13 protein-coding genes are annotated in these 13994 nt (G+C 42.6%); 10 read left to right on the top strand and 3 right to left on the bottom strand.

Annotated elements, in window-relative coordinates; all coding sequences use genetic code 11:
• Window positions 1-57: 57 nt before the first annotated feature.
• From JVX94_RS12775 to JVX94_RS12760, 4 genes are all read left to right on the top strand, one after another.
• Window positions 58-615 carry a shikimate kinase gene (locus JVX94_RS12775; protein WP_048238141.1) on the top strand — a complete coding sequence of 186 codons (558 nt, stop codon included), beginning with the start codon at window positions 58-60 and terminating at the stop codon, window positions 613-615.
• A 344-nt stretch (window positions 616-959) separates the two neighbouring features.
• Window positions 960-1907, top strand: coding sequence for a dihydrodipicolinate synthase family protein (locus tag JVX94_RS12770; RefSeq protein ID WP_205183373.1), 948 nt, complete (start codon window positions 960-962; stop codon window positions 1905-1907).
• 75 nt (window positions 1908-1982) lie between these two features.
• The gene (locus JVX94_RS12765; protein ID WP_205183371.1) at window positions 1983-2990 is read left to right on the top strand and encodes a LacI family DNA-binding transcriptional regulator; all 1008 of its coding nucleotides are present in this window, start codon (window positions 1983-1985) and stop codon (window positions 2988-2990) included.
• Between the two features lie 120 nt (window positions 2991-3110).
• Window positions 3111-4487: an MFS transporter gene (locus JVX94_RS12760; protein WP_095407686.1), complete on the top strand. Its 1377-nt coding sequence runs from the start codon at window positions 3111-3113 to the stop codon at window positions 4485-4487.
• 211 nt (window positions 4488-4698) lie between these two features.
• On the opposite strand, the gene JVX94_RS12755 is transcribed toward JVX94_RS12760, so the two are convergent.
• Complete coding sequence (locus JVX94_RS12755; protein WP_144485920.1) at window positions 4699-5472, bottom strand: class I SAM-dependent methyltransferase; 774 nt, start codon at window positions 5470-5472, stop codon at window positions 4699-4701.
• 116 nt (window positions 5473-5588) lie between these two features.
• Here JVX94_RS12755 and JVX94_RS12750 point away from each other — a divergent pair, with 116 nt between their 5' ends.
• On the top strand, window positions 5589-6494 hold the full coding sequence (locus JVX94_RS12750) for a LysR family transcriptional regulator (RefSeq protein WP_144486082.1): 906 nt from the start codon (window positions 5589-5591) through the stop codon (window positions 6492-6494).
• A 244-nt stretch (window positions 6495-6738) separates the two neighbouring features.
• On the opposite strand, the gene JVX94_RS12745 is transcribed toward JVX94_RS12750, so the two are convergent.
• The gene (locus tag JVX94_RS12745) at window positions 6739-7524 is read right to left on the bottom strand and encodes a carbon-nitrogen family hydrolase (protein ID WP_144472847.1); all 786 of its coding nucleotides are present in this window, start codon (window positions 7522-7524) and stop codon (window positions 6739-6741) included.
• A 211-nt stretch (window positions 7525-7735) separates the two neighbouring features.
• On the opposite strand from JVX94_RS12745, the gene JVX94_RS12740 reads away from it, so the two are divergent.
• Window positions 7736-8692: an acetylxylan esterase gene (locus JVX94_RS12740; RefSeq protein WP_144485919.1), complete on the top strand. Its 957-nt coding sequence runs from the start codon at window positions 7736-7738 to the stop codon at window positions 8690-8692.
• A gap of 35 nt (window positions 8693-8727) precedes the next feature.
• On the opposite strand, the gene JVX94_RS12735 is transcribed toward JVX94_RS12740, so the two are convergent.
• A complete protein-coding gene (locus JVX94_RS12735) occupies window positions 8728-9042 on the bottom strand; it encodes a hypothetical protein (protein WP_095407691.1) in 315 nt (104 codons plus the stop codon).
• Between the two features lie 92 nt (window positions 9043-9134).
• Here JVX94_RS12735 and JVX94_RS12730 point away from each other — a divergent pair, with 92 nt between their 5' ends.
• The 4 genes from JVX94_RS12730 (at window position 9135) to JVX94_RS12715 (ending at window position 13915) form a co-directional block, all read left to right on the top strand.
• Window positions 9135-9905 carry a nucleotidyltransferase domain-containing protein gene (locus tag JVX94_RS12730; protein WP_205183369.1) on the top strand — a complete coding sequence of 257 codons (771 nt, stop codon included), beginning with the start codon at window positions 9135-9137 and terminating at the stop codon, window positions 9903-9905.
• A gap of 161 nt (window positions 9906-10066) precedes the next feature.
• Window positions 10067-10984: a proline dehydrogenase family protein gene (locus JVX94_RS12725; protein ID WP_144472853.1), complete on the top strand. Its 918-nt coding sequence runs from the start codon at window positions 10067-10069 to the stop codon at window positions 10982-10984.
• Window positions 10985-11007: 23 nt separating this feature from the next.
• A complete protein-coding gene (pruA, locus tag JVX94_RS12720; RefSeq protein WP_144472855.1) occupies window positions 11008-12555 on the top strand; it encodes an L-glutamate gamma-semialdehyde dehydrogenase in 1548 nt (515 codons plus the stop codon).
• Between the two features lie 127 nt (window positions 12556-12682).
• Window positions 12683-13915: a PucR family transcriptional regulator gene (locus JVX94_RS12715; RefSeq protein ID WP_024424315.1), complete on the top strand. Its 1233-nt coding sequence runs from the start codon at window positions 12683-12685 to the stop codon at window positions 13913-13915.
• The last annotated feature ends 79 nt before the right edge of the window (window positions 13916-13994 follow it).

Genomic DNA, 13994 nt, shown 5'->3' with positions numbered 1-13994 from the left:
TCATATAATAGAAACATTATGTAGCATTCCTTGTCGTAGGGAGGACGTGTCACGACCATGAAAAACAATAGAGAAATTCCTGTAAGACAGCGGAATATTGTCCTCATTGGCTTTATGGGTGTTGGGAAAACAACCATTGGGCAGCTGGTTGCCAAAAAGCTATATAGAGATTTTATTGATGTCGATCAGGAGATTGAGAAAAATTACAACATGACGATTCCAGAGATGTTTCAGCAAAAAGGAGAAGCATTCTTCAGGCAGGCTGAAAAGGATTATATCGTCGATTTATGTGAACATACACAGCTCAAGATCGTCTCCCTTGGAGGCGGTGCATTCAAACAGGAAGAAATCAAACGCGCCTGCTTGAAGCATTGTACCGTTCTTTTCCTTGATCTATCGTGGGAGAATTGGAAGCAGCGGCTTGATATTTTAATTGAAAACCGCCCTGTTCTTCACAACCGGACGCTTGATGAGATGAAAGAGCTGTTTGAAGAGCGCCGGGAGATTTATTCTCTTCATAACTCCAGAGTGGAAACAGATCATTTAGAGGCTGAGGAAGTCGCCAATTATATTGTGGACACACTCAAGCTTGGCTGGGATTTATATTCGAAATAAAAAAAGTCTACCGCTTAGGGTAGACTTTTTTCTATTGAATTCTTTTCCTTCGTACATATGATGATGCTTTGACAACCAAAATGTATTTATCCTTTTTTTGGTGTGCGGCCGTTTGGAAAAAGCGGTGATCCTACTTCAATCAGTTCATGATGATGAGGTTTTTGATATAGATCATTTTCTTTTTTGGAAAAATAAAATAGTATATAAATTTCAATAAGAGTTTTTTGAATTATTATAATATTTTAAAAAATAATGTTGACATCTTCCGTGAGAACATTTTATGATTGTTTACGTAAACGCTTACCGTAAACGTTTACTATAATCGAATGGGGAGGAATTTGTTGATGAAAAATAAAGAAAAATGGAGCGGTGTGTTCCCGGCTGTCTTAATTCCTTTTAAAGATGATTATTCAATTGATGAACCTGCATTTCGCAAGCTTGTTCGCTGGGTGGCGGAGCATGAAGGGATTAACGGGATCGTTGTCAATGGACATACTGGCGAGATTATGACCCTGCTGCCACATGAACGAGCTGAGGCTGTACGTATTGCAGCCGACGAATTAAAAGGGGAGGTACCTGTCATTTCTGGGGTTTCAGCTGAAGGGACAATTGAAGCGATCCAGCATGCAAAAGCAGTTCAAGAAGCTGGCGGAGAAGGTATCCTTCTCATGCCGCCGCATTCATGGCTGAGATTCGGTATGCAGCCTGAATCACCTGTCCAATTCTTTAAAGATGTTGCAGAAGCGATTGACATTTCAATCATCGTCCATCAATATCCAACTTGGACAAAAACCTCTTATACAACGAATCAATTACTAGAAATGTCGGAAATTGAGAATGTTGTCTCATTTAAAATTGGTCAAAGAGACATGGCACAATATGAAGTCGATGTGCGTGCATTGAAAAAGCATGCACCAGATGTATCGCTGCTCACATGTCACGATGAATATTTATTGCCAACATTAGTCCAAGGGATTGATGGGGCGCTTGTCGGTTTCGGCTGTTTTGTGCCCGATTTGATCGCTGAACTTGTGAAATGTGTGGAAGAACAAGACCTTTCAGCAGCTAATAAAGTGTACGATAGAATCTTTGAATTAAAGCATGCTGTGTATAAAATGGATGAACCTTCCTCTACCTCTCATCTACGAATGAAGGAAGCGATGTTCCAGCGAGGTTTGATCAGCAGTTCGCTTGCTAGGAAGCCGGTATTACCTTTAACTCAAAAGGAAAAAGAAGAGATTCGTCAGGGCCTTCAAAGTGTTGGTTTGCTTAAGGAAAACGTCAGTAGATAACAGACCATTGATTTCATGATGAAGGTGAGTCAGGTTATAATAAAGAAAAACAACAGACTCCCGGAGGTATGAAATGTGTCAGTAAGTATTAAAGATGTCGCATTGAAAGCTGGGGTATCTATAGCCTCTGTTTCCCGAGTATTAAGTGGTAAACCAGGAGTAGGTGCTCAAACGGCTGAAAGAATCAAACAAGTAATTGATGAGTTAGGCTACCGCCCTAATTTAGGAGCGAGAGGGCTCGTTAAAAGAAAGACTGGGAATATCGCTGTAGTGGTTCCTCGCGGTTCATATATTTTGAATAATCCATTTTTTTCGACGATTTTAGATGGTATAGCGAAGGAATTAGATGAAACCGAATTCAATATGCTGATGTCATTTACATCTGTACAGCAGCAGCGATTACTTGAGACGCAGGCTGTAGATGGTGCCATTTTATTTTCTCCAAGAAATGAAGAATTGAGCATGGATTGGTTAAAAAGTTTGGCTATTCCCATTATCGTTGTCGGAAGTTACTTAGAGGATTCTCCATTTCCATGTGTCAGGCCAAATGATGAAGAAGGTGTGTGTCAATCTGTAACCGCCTTATTTGATAAAGGTCATCGAACCATTGGGCTGGTGAATGGTCCAATGAGTTCGATGCATAGTGTGAGGTATTACAAAGGATACGAGCGCACATTGAAACGTTTAGGATTAACAATGAACAAAGAGCTTGTGTTTGAGTTAGATGAATTTGATGGGGGAAAAGTAGTAGAAGTGGTTTCTCAATTTCTCCAAGGAAACCAGCACATGACTGGAGTTGTTTGCTCTTCGGATTTTTTGGCGATGGGGGTCATGAAGGCTGCAGATATCGCAAATGTGTCAATACCTCATGATTTGTCTGTCGTTGGTGCCGATGATGTGCCCATTGCAAGTTTTTTAACCCCTTCTTTATCTTCTGTTCATGTTGATTTAGTTGGAATGGGAAGAAAAGCTGTTTCTTTACTAGCACAGCTATTGGAAGGAGAACAGTTAGAGGCGATGGAGCATATTTTCCCTATGTACTATATAGATCGGGGCACCACGGGAACGCCAAAAAAGCAATGATAGATGCTGAAAACTCGTAAGATCGCTTGAGAATTTCACTTGATTTAAAATGTAAGCGATTTCTTTAGCGCTCTTCGGCATGTACTTTTGCATCATTTCCTCCAATAAGGAGGAGATACCATGACGTTAGAACTCAGTGGAAATTCAAATTCTCATGATGAGCAAGTTGTTGATAGAGCTTCACAACTATTGACTAGGATGGAAAGTGTACCTTTTTCGAGATGGCATTTAAAACCTCGTATCATTATGGGATCTGCTACCTTTTTTGATGCTTTTGATGCTCTATCTTTAGCGTTTGTTCTCCCGGTCCTCATCGGCATGTGGAATTTATCACCTGCACAAATTGGTCTTCTTATTGGGTCTGGTTATATAGGACAAGCGATTGGTGCTATTTTCTTTGGGTGGTTAGCCGAAAGGCGCGGCCGTGTATTTAGTGCTAAGTGGACGGTATTTCTCATGTCTATTATGAGTATCGCATGTGTATTTTCAGGTAATTTTATGGCCCTTTTTATTTTCCGTTTTATACAAGGGATTGGAGTCGGAGGAGAGGTGCCAGTAGCAGCCTCATATATCAATGAGTTGTCCCGCGCCCAAGGAAGAGGTAGATTTTTTATGCTTTATGAGATGATTTTTCCATTAGGATTAATGATCTCAGCTCAAATTGGGGCATTTGTTGTACCTAGCTTTGGGTGGAAATGGATGTTCTTGATTGGGGGCATTGGAGGTTTAATTGTCTTTGTATTCTTTTTCATGCTGCGTGAATCTCCAAGGTGGCTTATTTCGAAAGGCAGGTTAGATGAAGCTGAAAGAATTATAGAAGAAATTGAAGCTAGTACTGACAAACGAATGCCTGTCGCAAAGCAAGTATCCAGCAGTACTGAAAAAGGCGACTGGAAAGAGCTATTTTCAACTTTTTACCGTAAAAGAACATTGATCGTATGGGGACTATGGTTTTCTGCCTACTTTGTATCGAATGGTTTAAATAACTGGTTACCGAGTCTATATAATACTGTTTACCATTTGCCAGTTGGAGATTCATTAAGGGCAGCATCTCTCACAAATATTTTACAGACCATAGGGGTATTCGCCTGTGCATTTTTAATTGATAAAGTAGGACGAAAGCGCTGGGCAACCATTGCATTTGTATTAACTGGTGTTTTATTAACGGCTTTATGGATCAGCGGAGCGAATTCTCCAGAAAGCGTCATCTATTTAGGGTCCGCAGCTTACGGAATGATGGGAACAATTACCGTTCTTCTGTATCTGTATACACCTGAAATTTATCCGACACGTATGAGGGTGATTGGAACAGCATTTGCTACAGCATGGCTTAGGCTGGCCTCAGCGATCGCTCCTATTATGATAGGTTTTATTTTAGAGGTAAGCGGTGTTTCAACTATTTTTATTCTGTTTGCAAGTGTGACTGTAGTGGGAGCAATTCTTGCTTTTAAAATGATAGAAACGCGCGAGAAAGTATTAGAGGATATTGCGCCGTAAGTTACGCGTGCAGTGAAGAACTTATTCCAAAGAGGGTAGGTTCTTTTTTTATTCAGAGGATCTAAAATGCCTCACCTATCTTCGTTCAATTATCATATAATAGAAACATGATCTAGTCGTGAGGAGAGACGTGTCACGAACATGAAAAGCTACCTGTGAAACAGTGAAGATTAAAAAAGTCTACCGGAGATGGTAGACTTTTTCTATAAGTTCAATTCTTGATTCCCTGAATCAGTGCAGCTTTTAAACAGAAGGAAATGGGCTGATGCTGTGCATCGAATTGAAGCTGAAACAGCTGCTTTGTGTCAGAGTCTGTGGCTTGAAGGTGGGAAACGATCTCCTTTTGAACATTCTCTGGTGTACGTCCGCGTATGATCCAGTCCTGATAATCAATATGCAGATCCCAGTAACGAATATCTTCTTTAGTCAAATGGTTGTCAGCGAAGAGCTGTTTCCACTCTGATAACGAGCTTTCCCGCACATGAGAAGGGTCTCTCAGTCTATTTAGATGATTAATAAATGAATCCTGTGCAGGGTTTTCGGGTGCATAATGATCAACGAGGAGAAATTTGCCGCCTTTCTTTAAAACTCGACTGATTTCCGACATGGCTGCCGGAAGGTTTGGAAAGTGGTGAGCAGCAAATCGGCACGTCACTAAATCAAATGATTCATCAGAGAAGGGCAATGCTTCTGCGGCTGCCTGCTCAAAAGTAATATGTTTTAGATGGCGTTCTTCCGCGAGTGCTGATGCAACCTCGATCATTTTTTGTGTGACATCAATGCCGACCCCTTTAGAGATAACGTCTGAAAAGGAAAAAACGGTATGTCCTGCCGCACAGCCAATATCAAGTAAATGCTCATGACCCTTCGCATTTGCTGTTGATTTCATCCATTCCAGCTCTTCTCCGGCTGCAAATATAGGTGAATCTCGATAGTTCTCGGCATTTTGTGAGAATTGGTTCTCGGCTTTAGCATATGGATTCATTTCTTTTCCCCCTTTGTGGTCTCTTTATCGTAGAATTCCTTCTGTTATTTGTCTAAGACATAAAAGATATGACATGAATAGTTAAAACCTATGAGGTGATGAAAGTGGATATACGAATGATGGAATATGTCATTGAAGTGTACCGGCAGCAAAGCTTTACAAAAGCAGCAGATCAACTTCATATTGCACAGCCTTCTTTAAGCCAGCAAATGAAGAAGCTGGAAGAGGAATTAGACACACCACTATTTATTCGAAAGTATGGACAAGTAACGCCCACACCTCAAGGGAGACGATTCATTAAAAGGGCTGAGAATATTTTGAAGGAAAGAGATGATTTGCTGCGTGAAATGGGAGAAGCAGCTTATGAAATCGGGAGAGAGCTGAACATTGGAGCGCCAGCAGTCACAGGAGGATATGTCTTGCCTGGCTTATTAAAAACCTTTTGTCAAACGTATCCTCATGTTCACGTTCAATTGATAGAAGATTCACCTCGTGAGCTCGAAAAACTTCTATTGGCTGGAAAACTGGATTTGGCTATTTTATCTATGCCTGTCGAGCATGAATCATTGAAAATGAAACCAATGCTGACAGAGCCGCTCCTTCTTGCAGTTCCACAAACTGCTCAGCCTTCGTTATCAGAGGAATTGAACGAGATCATTAAGCGAGCAGGGCAAAAAGAAATGGTTCCCTTTCAACTTCTTGAAGGTATCCCATTTATTATGCTGAAAGAGGGATACGGTTTTCGGCAAGTGGTCATGGAACTGTGCCGTCATCACGGTTTTCAGCCAAAAGTGGCTTTTGAAACAAGTCATATTCAAACAGCACAGGCATTGGTCAAAAACGAACTAGGTGTGACCGTTGTGCCGAAAATGGTGGCACAAGAGGATAGGAACGGGGTCATTTATTTAAACATTGATTCATGCCCAACCCGAACTCTTGTGTTTGCATATGTTGAAGAAAGGTATTTAACGAAAGCCGCTCAAGCCTTCATGGACCTTTATCAGAACCAAGGAAAAGCTTAAACAAACGTTTAATTAAACGCAAACAGCAGGGGAGCACCCTGCTTTAAGATTGGTGACAAAGGGCTAAAATGATCTTGATTTTAGCCCTTTGTCTTCTTTTCAGCGTGATAGAAAACCTTTGCAGCCCTAGGAAGGGCGAGCAGCGGAGCGGAGCGAATTTGACATTCGTGAGCACCGGAGCGCAGACCTGACACCGAATGCGAGGGTTTGTCTACACGCTGAAAGCAGGGGGGCACCCTGCTGTTTAATATAAGTCGAGACGCTGATCCGTCATAACCGGAATTTGCTGTCTGACTTCATCCACTAGCTGAAGATCAATTTCCGCATAATAAATGTCTTCGTCATCGCTTGTTTCAAGCAGGATGCGGCCGAGTGGATCAATCACCATAGAGTGTCCAGGGAATTCCGTGTCCCTGCTTGTGCCAGTTCTGTTCACAGCAATCATAAATGACTGGTTTTCAATCGCTCTTGCGATGAGCAGGCTGCGCCAATGGTCCACTCTTGCTGACGGCCATTGTGCCGTATTGACGAGCACCTTCGCTCCTTTGTTCACAAGTGTTCTGGAAAGCTGCGGGAAGCGGAGGTCATAGCAGATCATCGCACCAATTGTTACATCTTCACCATAGTCAAATAAACCAAGCTGATCACCAGCGGTTAAATAGTTGTGCTCATCCATTAGACGGAACAAATGAATTTTATCATAATCTAACAGAAGCTCACCTTGGCGGTTAAAAACATACATTGTGTTGGTGATGTTTTCATCTTCTGTCCGCTTATTTAACACACTGCCTGCGATGAGATACACTTGGTGCTTGCGGGCAAAGGAGGAGAAGAGCTGTTTGGTGCGTTCACCGTTTATATCCGCAAGCTGATCGGCTTGTTCAAGGGCGTAGCCGGTATTCCACATTTCGGGTAAAATGATCAGATCAGGCTGCTCGCGCACTGCTTCTTCTAAAAACGCTTCTGCTTTTTTAAAATTCACTTCAGGTTCTCCAATTTGTACGTCCATTTGGACAAGGGCGATTTTCATATGGGTTCCTCCTTTATTCGCTATATGTCATGTGAAAATCATGAATGTATGTAATGGTTTATTCTAGTCTTCAAGGCCAGTTTCTTTATCATAAAGGTTTCCATCACCTTTGCCAATAGAAATGTCAGAAGGTTTTGTTAAATGACTTTCTCAATCAAGAAATGAGTGGTATGATACTCATAACTAATAAAACAAAGGGGAATAGTATGATATGCAATTGTTCGATTTATCACTAGAAGAGCTAAAAAAATATAAACCAAAGAAAACTGCACGTCCTGATTTCTCAGACTTTTGGAAGAAATCGCTCGAAGAACTGCGCCAAGTGGAGGCAAAGCTAACACTTGAACCTTATGACTATCCAGTGAAAGGCGTCAAGGTGTACCGCCTGACGTATCAAAGCTTTGATCATTCTCGTATTGAAGGCTGGTACGCGGTACCAGATCAATCAGGTCCGCATCCAGCGCTCGTTCGTTATCATGGCTATAATGCCAGCTATGACGGCGGCATTCATGACATCGTCAACTGGGCGCTGCACGGCTATGCAACATTTGGTATGCTCGTCCGCGGTCAAGGCGGCAGTGAAGATCAGGCAGTGACACCAGGCGGTCACGCTTTAGGGTGGATGACAAAAGGTATTTTATCAAAGGAGACCTACTATTATCGCGGTGTTTATTTAGATGCGGTTCGTGCACTTGAAGTCATTCAGTCCTTCCCGGAAGTGGATGTATACCGGATCGGCGTGATTGGTGGGAGCCAGGGAGGCGCATTAGCGGTTGCAGCTGCAGCCCTTTCAGACATTCCGAAGGTCGTCGTAGCAGACTACCCTTATTTATCAAACTTCGAGCGTGCAGTAGACGTTGCATTGGAGCAGCCTTATTTAGAAATCAATTCATACTTTCGAAGAAACAGTGATCCGGAAGTGGAGAAAAAGGCATTTGAGACATTAAGCTATTTTGATTTAATCAATTTAGCTGGATGGGTGAAACAGCCAACATTGATGGCGATCGGTCTGATTGACAAAATAACCCCGCCATCTACTGTGTTTGCGGCATACAACCATTTAGAAGCAGATAAAGACCTTAAGGTATATCGCTATTTTGGACACGAGTTTATCCCGGCTTTTCAAACAGAGAAGCTCTCCTTCTTACAAAAGCATTTGCTCAAATAAAAGAACAAAGAGGCCGCTCTAGGAGGGCCTCTTTTTTAATAACTCGTATTTTGTCTCGTTTTTTCATCAGGCACTAACGCTGTGATAATAAGGGCAAGAGCTGTGATGATATGCAGGATGAATCCAAGTATCGGAATCCAGGCAAGGCACGATGTGATAATTCCAATGATGCTGCCAATCATTGGTCCTTGGTCTCGCTTCGATAAGACGAGTGTGATAATATGCAGAATAAGCATGACCATGAGCGGTGAATAGCCATTGCTAATAATAAATAGTCCTCCGATGACAGGGATGGCAAGACAGGCTTCAAAAATCCCGGTGATCCATTTCATGATGCGAGATAAAGACATGAGATCCAACTCCTTTTTCATATATGTCTTATTCGTATTTTACCAAAACGTGAAGAAGTCATGCAGAATTCTATAGAAAGAGTTGATGGATGATGAGAGAGAGGATCAAGGAAGAGTTGAAAATCATCGAAGAAACGTACGACGTAAAGATTTGCCTCGCGGTCGAATCAGGCAGCAGAGCATGGGGATTCCCCTCGACTGATAGTGATTACGATGTTCGTTTTTTATATGTTCCTCGAAAAGAATGGTATTGGGCGATGGAAGAACATCGTGATGTCATTGAACGGCCGATTGATGATGTGCTTGATATAAGCGGCTGGGAGCTTAGAAAGGCACTTCGCTTATTCAATAAATCGAATCCGTCCATCATGGAATGGCTGTCTTCTGACATCATTTATGCTGAATCTTTCTCTTTGGCAAAGCAGCTAAGAGAATTAAAGGATCGAGCGTTTTATCCCGCAGCATTGATGTATCATTACCTCAATATGGCGAAGCGGAATGAAAGCGGGTATTTACGAGGAGAGCAGGTGCGAATCAAGAAGTATTTCTATGTGCTTCGTCCGCTGCTTGCTTGTCAGTGGATTGAACGCTACCGAACGGTACCGCCGATGGACTTTCATGAACTGCTTGAGGAACTAGTGGAGGAAGGTCCGCTTTTAGCGGAAATCCATGAGCTGCTCAAACGTAAAATGGACGGAGAAGAAATGGATGTAGAGAAGCGCCTCGCTTATGTCCATCCATTTATCGACAAAGAGCTCGCGCGATTTGATGAATTGGTGAAAAGCTACAATCAGCCGAAAGACAACCTGATGCAAGAATTAAATGAGCTGCTGCAGTCTACCCTTGATGAGGTGTGGGCGTAAGCAGGGAAGAGCCAGCCGGATCGCGGCAGGCTCTTTTTTATCTCTTATTGTGATAAAACCACAAAAAAAGTCAGAATTTTTGTCATCTTCAAATATTGTAGCGGACAGCTTATGAGCATTACAATAAAGACATAGCTTACAAAGAGTGGGAGGTGCCCTTTATGGAGTCGGTCACAAGAAATTTCTTCTTGTTTTTGTCAAAGAGCAGTCTCTTGAACCATATTGCTCGTAATTGGGGAAGTGCTGTTGCATCTAAGAAAATCATCGGAGGGAAGGATTTTGAGAGTGCCATCCCTGTCATCAAACGATTAAATGAACAAGGAATGGCCGTGACAGTTGATCACCTTGGTGAGTTTGTCACAAAGGCAGAGATTGCAAATGAGCGGACGACTGAGTGTATACAAACAATTCAGCGGATTGCTGAGGCGGGACTCAATTCTCACGTGTCACTCAAAATGACATCACTTGGCCTGGATATTGACGATGACCTTGTGTATCGCAATATGAAACGTATTTTAGATACGGCAGAGAAGCATCGTATCATGGTGACAATCGATATGGAGGATGAACAGCGCTGTCAAAAAACGCTGGACATTTTTAAAGAGATGAAATCTCAATATGAGTATGTCAGTACGGTCTTGCAGGCGTATTTGTACAGAACAGAAAAGGATCTTGATGACCTAAATAAGCTGCAGCCATTTTTAAGACTTGTAAAGGGTGCCTATAAGGAATCCGCCGAAGTGGCGTATCCAAACAAAAAAGACGTCGATCAGAATTATCAAAAGCTGATTGAAAAGCAATTGCTCTCAGGAAACTATACAGCCATTGCGACACATGACGATCAAATGATCGAGTTCACAAAAAATATTGTGAAAAAACACAATATACAGACAAGTCAGTTCGAATTTCAAATGCTGTACGGCATGAGATCAGAAACGCAGCAGGCACTTGTGAAAGAAGGCTATCAAATGAGGGTCTATACTCCGTATGGACGAGAGTGGTATGGCTACTACATGAGACGTCTTGCAGAACGGCCGGCAAACATTGCCTTTGCTTTAAAAGGGATGACGAAAAAATAATTTGAAACGGGAGCGTGACAAAAATGACAACACCTTACAAGCATGAACCATTCACGGATTTTAGCCAGGAAGACAACCGCAAAGCGTTTGAACAAGCATTAGCTAAAGTAACAGAATCACTTGGTCAAACCTATCCGCTCGTGATTAATGGAGAGAGAATCGAAACGAAGGATAAGATTGTTTCGATCAACCCAGCGAAAAAGGATGAAGTGGTTGGAACTGTATCAAAGGCCGGGAAGGAAGAGGCAGAGCAGGCGGTTCAAGCAGCAGCGAAAGCATTCGAAACATGGCGCTACACGTCTCCAGAAGAAAGAGCTGGCGTATTATTCCGAGCTGCGGCAAGCATTCGCCGTAAAAAGCATGAGTATTCAGCCCTTCTTGTCAAAGAAGCAGGTAAGCCGTGGAATGAAGCGGATGCAGATACAGCAGAAGCGATTGACTTCCTAGAATATTATGCCCGTCAAATGCTGGAGCTGGCGAAAGGAAAACCAGTGAACAGCCGCGAAGGCGAACGCAATCAATATGTGTACACACCAACTGGCGTGACGCTCGTGATTCCGCCGTGGAACTTCTTGTTTGCAATCATGGCAGGAACAACAGTAGCGCCAATCGTCACTGGGAATACAGTTGTTTTAAAACCAGCGAGTGCGACGCCTGTCATTGCAGCCCGTTTTGTGGAGGAGCTTGAGCAAGCCGGTCTTCCAAAGGGTGTTGTCAACTTTGTACCAGGAAGCGGAGCAGAGGTTGGGGATTACTTAGTAGATCATCCGAAAACGAGTCTGATTACATTCACTGGATCAAGAGAAGTAGGGACACGTATCTTTGAACGTGCGGCAAAAGTGCAGCCAGGCCAGCAGCATTTAAAACGTGTCATCGCTGAAATGGGCGGTAAAGATACAGTGGTTGTTGATGAGGATGCAGATGTTGAATTAGCGGCTAATGCCATTTTCACATCAGCCTTCGGGTTTTCAGGTCAGAAATGTTCAGCTGGATCTCGGGCTGTCGTCCACGAGAAGCTGTATGACCAAGTGGTTGAGCGAGTGAAGGAAATCACAGAAACGAAAACAACAGCCAACCCGCTTTCTGCGGATGTTTACATGGGACCTGTCATTGATCAAGCGTCCTTTGACAAGATTACGGATTATATCGAGGTCGGCAAACAGGAAGGCCGCTTAGTCACGGGCGGAACGAGTGATGATTCGGAAGGCTACTTCATCCATCCGACCATTTTTGCAGACCTTGAGCCTACTTCCCGATTAATGCAAGAAGAAATCTTTGGACCAGTCTTGGCTTTCTCGAAAGTTTCTAGCTTTGATGAGGCACTTGAGGTAGCCAATAACACAGAATACGGTTTAACAGGTGCTGTCATTACGAATAATCGTGATCACATCAACCGTGCGAAGCAGGAGTTCCATGTAGGGAACCTTTACTTTAACCGTAACTGCACAGGTGCCATCGTTGGTTACCATCCATTCGGCGGCTTCAAAATGTCAGGAACGGATTCAAAAGCAGGCGGTCCAGATTACTTAGCTCTGCACATGCAGGCAAAAACGATTAGTGAAATGTTTTAATATGGAAAAGCATGAACCTGCATTGACGGGTTCATGCTTTTTTTGCGCCTGCCTGCGACTTGTTTCTATACAAATCTGACTGGAAAGAAGTATGATAAATGTATCACTTAATCAGGGAGCAATCGGGATGGAAGAGATATTAGAAAAGCTTCATACATTTTTTGATGTCGATAAATTAATTGCATTTATTAGCGGATATTTAAAAAAACCAGTCATTTTAGAAAGCACAGAGTGTCAGCTCCTTGCTTATAATTCTTACAGCATTCAGCAGTTTGACCCAGTCAATCAGCAAACGATTTTCTCAAAGGAATGTCCGGGGTCTGTAGTCGATTGGTTAAAGAAAACAGGGGTAATCGAGCGGCTTCACAAGGAGTCAAAGCCTTTTTATGTGAGCGGTCATGACGAGCTCGGTTTTAATCGGCGGGTGGCTGTGAGTGCCAAGCATAAACAAGAGGTAGTAGGCTTTATTTGGGTGCAGGACATTGAGGACTCGCTCTCTCAGGAGGAGCTGCAATTTTTACACGAAGCTTCCTTTCAGGTTGGAAAAGTGATTTATAAGAATAAGAAACAGCTTGAGAAAAAGGAAGGCAAGATTGAAGAGTTTTTCAAAAAGGTCATGGATGATCATTTTTATACAGAAGAAGAGCTGAAATGGGAGGCTGAGAACTTAAGCATTCCACTGCCAGCCGTATTTACCGTCATGGTCGTGCACGCTGCCGATAACAAAAGTGAGACTGCAGAAGATGTGAAGGATGTCATTCGAACGTATTTGCAGCTAGAGGATAAGGTGAATCACGTCTATTCGGTTCAAGCAGATATCGTCGTCATATTAGGCAGCCTGTCAGACCGGCACTCACCGAAAGCGACTGCCGCTGATGTCATCGCACATCTGCAATCGAAAACGAATGCACATCCTTCCCCTTTGTATATCGGGATGGGAAGAGAATATCGTGATGTCATGAAAATGAGTACAAGTCGATTTGAAGCGATAGAGGTCGTGAAGGCAGTGAAAATTGTCGGAGGACAAGAACTAATTCCATATGATTACGAGAATCTGGGGGTCTTCCGGTTTTTAGACTCCATTTACAGCCATCAAAAAAAGAAAAACGACTTCAATCCAGATTTGTTACGCTTGAAGGAAAAAGACCGCGAGAGTCAAACCTCGTTTTTAAAAACGCTGGAAGTCTACTTATTGAATAACTGCAAGCTAAAGCCAGCTGCGGAGCAGTTGTTTATTCATCAAAATACATTAAACTATCGAATGAAACAAATTTTTGACATGACCTCGATCGACTTAAGTCATTTTAGCCAGCGGTGTGAGTTGTTTATTGAATTGATGCTGATGAAAAAAGATCAATAATCATGATGGATTCCGCAGGTGCATAGGATCACCTGCGGGTTTTCATGTGAAATTTGAAAATGGCATACAACTGATGCAT

Source organism: Bacillus sp. PDNC022 (genome assembly GCF_016919285.1).
Taxonomy (GTDB): Bacteria; Bacillota; Bacilli; order Bacillales; family Bacillaceae; genus Bacillus; species Bacillus safensis.
This window is presented reverse-complemented; position numbering and strand designations above follow the sequence as displayed.

Coding starts and splice junctions, on each gene's coding strand:
- JVX94_RS12775 (WP_048238141.1), top strand. CDS start 58: ATGAAAAACAATAGAGAAATTCCTGTAAGACAGCGGAATATTGTCCTC.
- JVX94_RS12770 (WP_205183373.1), top strand. CDS start 960: ATGAAAAATAAAGAAAAATGGAGCGGTGTGTTCCCGGCTGTCTTAATT.
- JVX94_RS12760 (WP_095407686.1), top strand. CDS start 3,111: ATGACGTTAGAACTCAGTGGAAATTCAAATTCTCATGATGAGCAAGTT.
- JVX94_RS12755 (WP_144485920.1), bottom strand. CDS start 5,472: ATGAATCCATATGCTAAAGCCGAGAACCAATTCTCACAAAATGCCGAG.
- JVX94_RS12750 (WP_144486082.1), top strand. CDS start 5,589: ATGATGGAATATGTCATTGAAGTGTACCGGCAGCAAAGCTTTACAAAA.
- JVX94_RS12745 (WP_144472847.1), bottom strand. CDS start 7,524: ATGAAAATCGCCCTTGTCCAAATGGACGTACAAATTGGAGAACCTGAA.
- JVX94_RS12740 (WP_144485919.1), top strand. CDS start 7,736: ATGCAATTGTTCGATTTATCACTAGAAGAGCTAAAAAAATATAAACCA.
- JVX94_RS12735 (WP_095407691.1), bottom strand. CDS start 9,042: ATGTCTTTATCTCGCATCATGAAATGGATCACCGGGATTTTTGAAGCC.
- JVX94_RS12730 (WP_205183369.1), top strand. CDS start 9,135: ATGAGAGAGAGGATCAAGGAAGAGTTGAAAATCATCGAAGAAACGTAC.
- JVX94_RS12725 (WP_144472853.1), top strand. CDS start 10,067: ATGGAGTCGGTCACAAGAAATTTCTTCTTGTTTTTGTCAAAGAGCAGT.
- pruA (WP_144472855.1), top strand. CDS start 11,008: ATGACAACACCTTACAAGCATGAACCATTCACGGATTTTAGCCAGGAA.
- JVX94_RS12715 (WP_024424315.1), top strand. CDS start 12,683: ATGGAAGAGATATTAGAAAAGCTTCATACATTTTTTGATGTCGATAAA.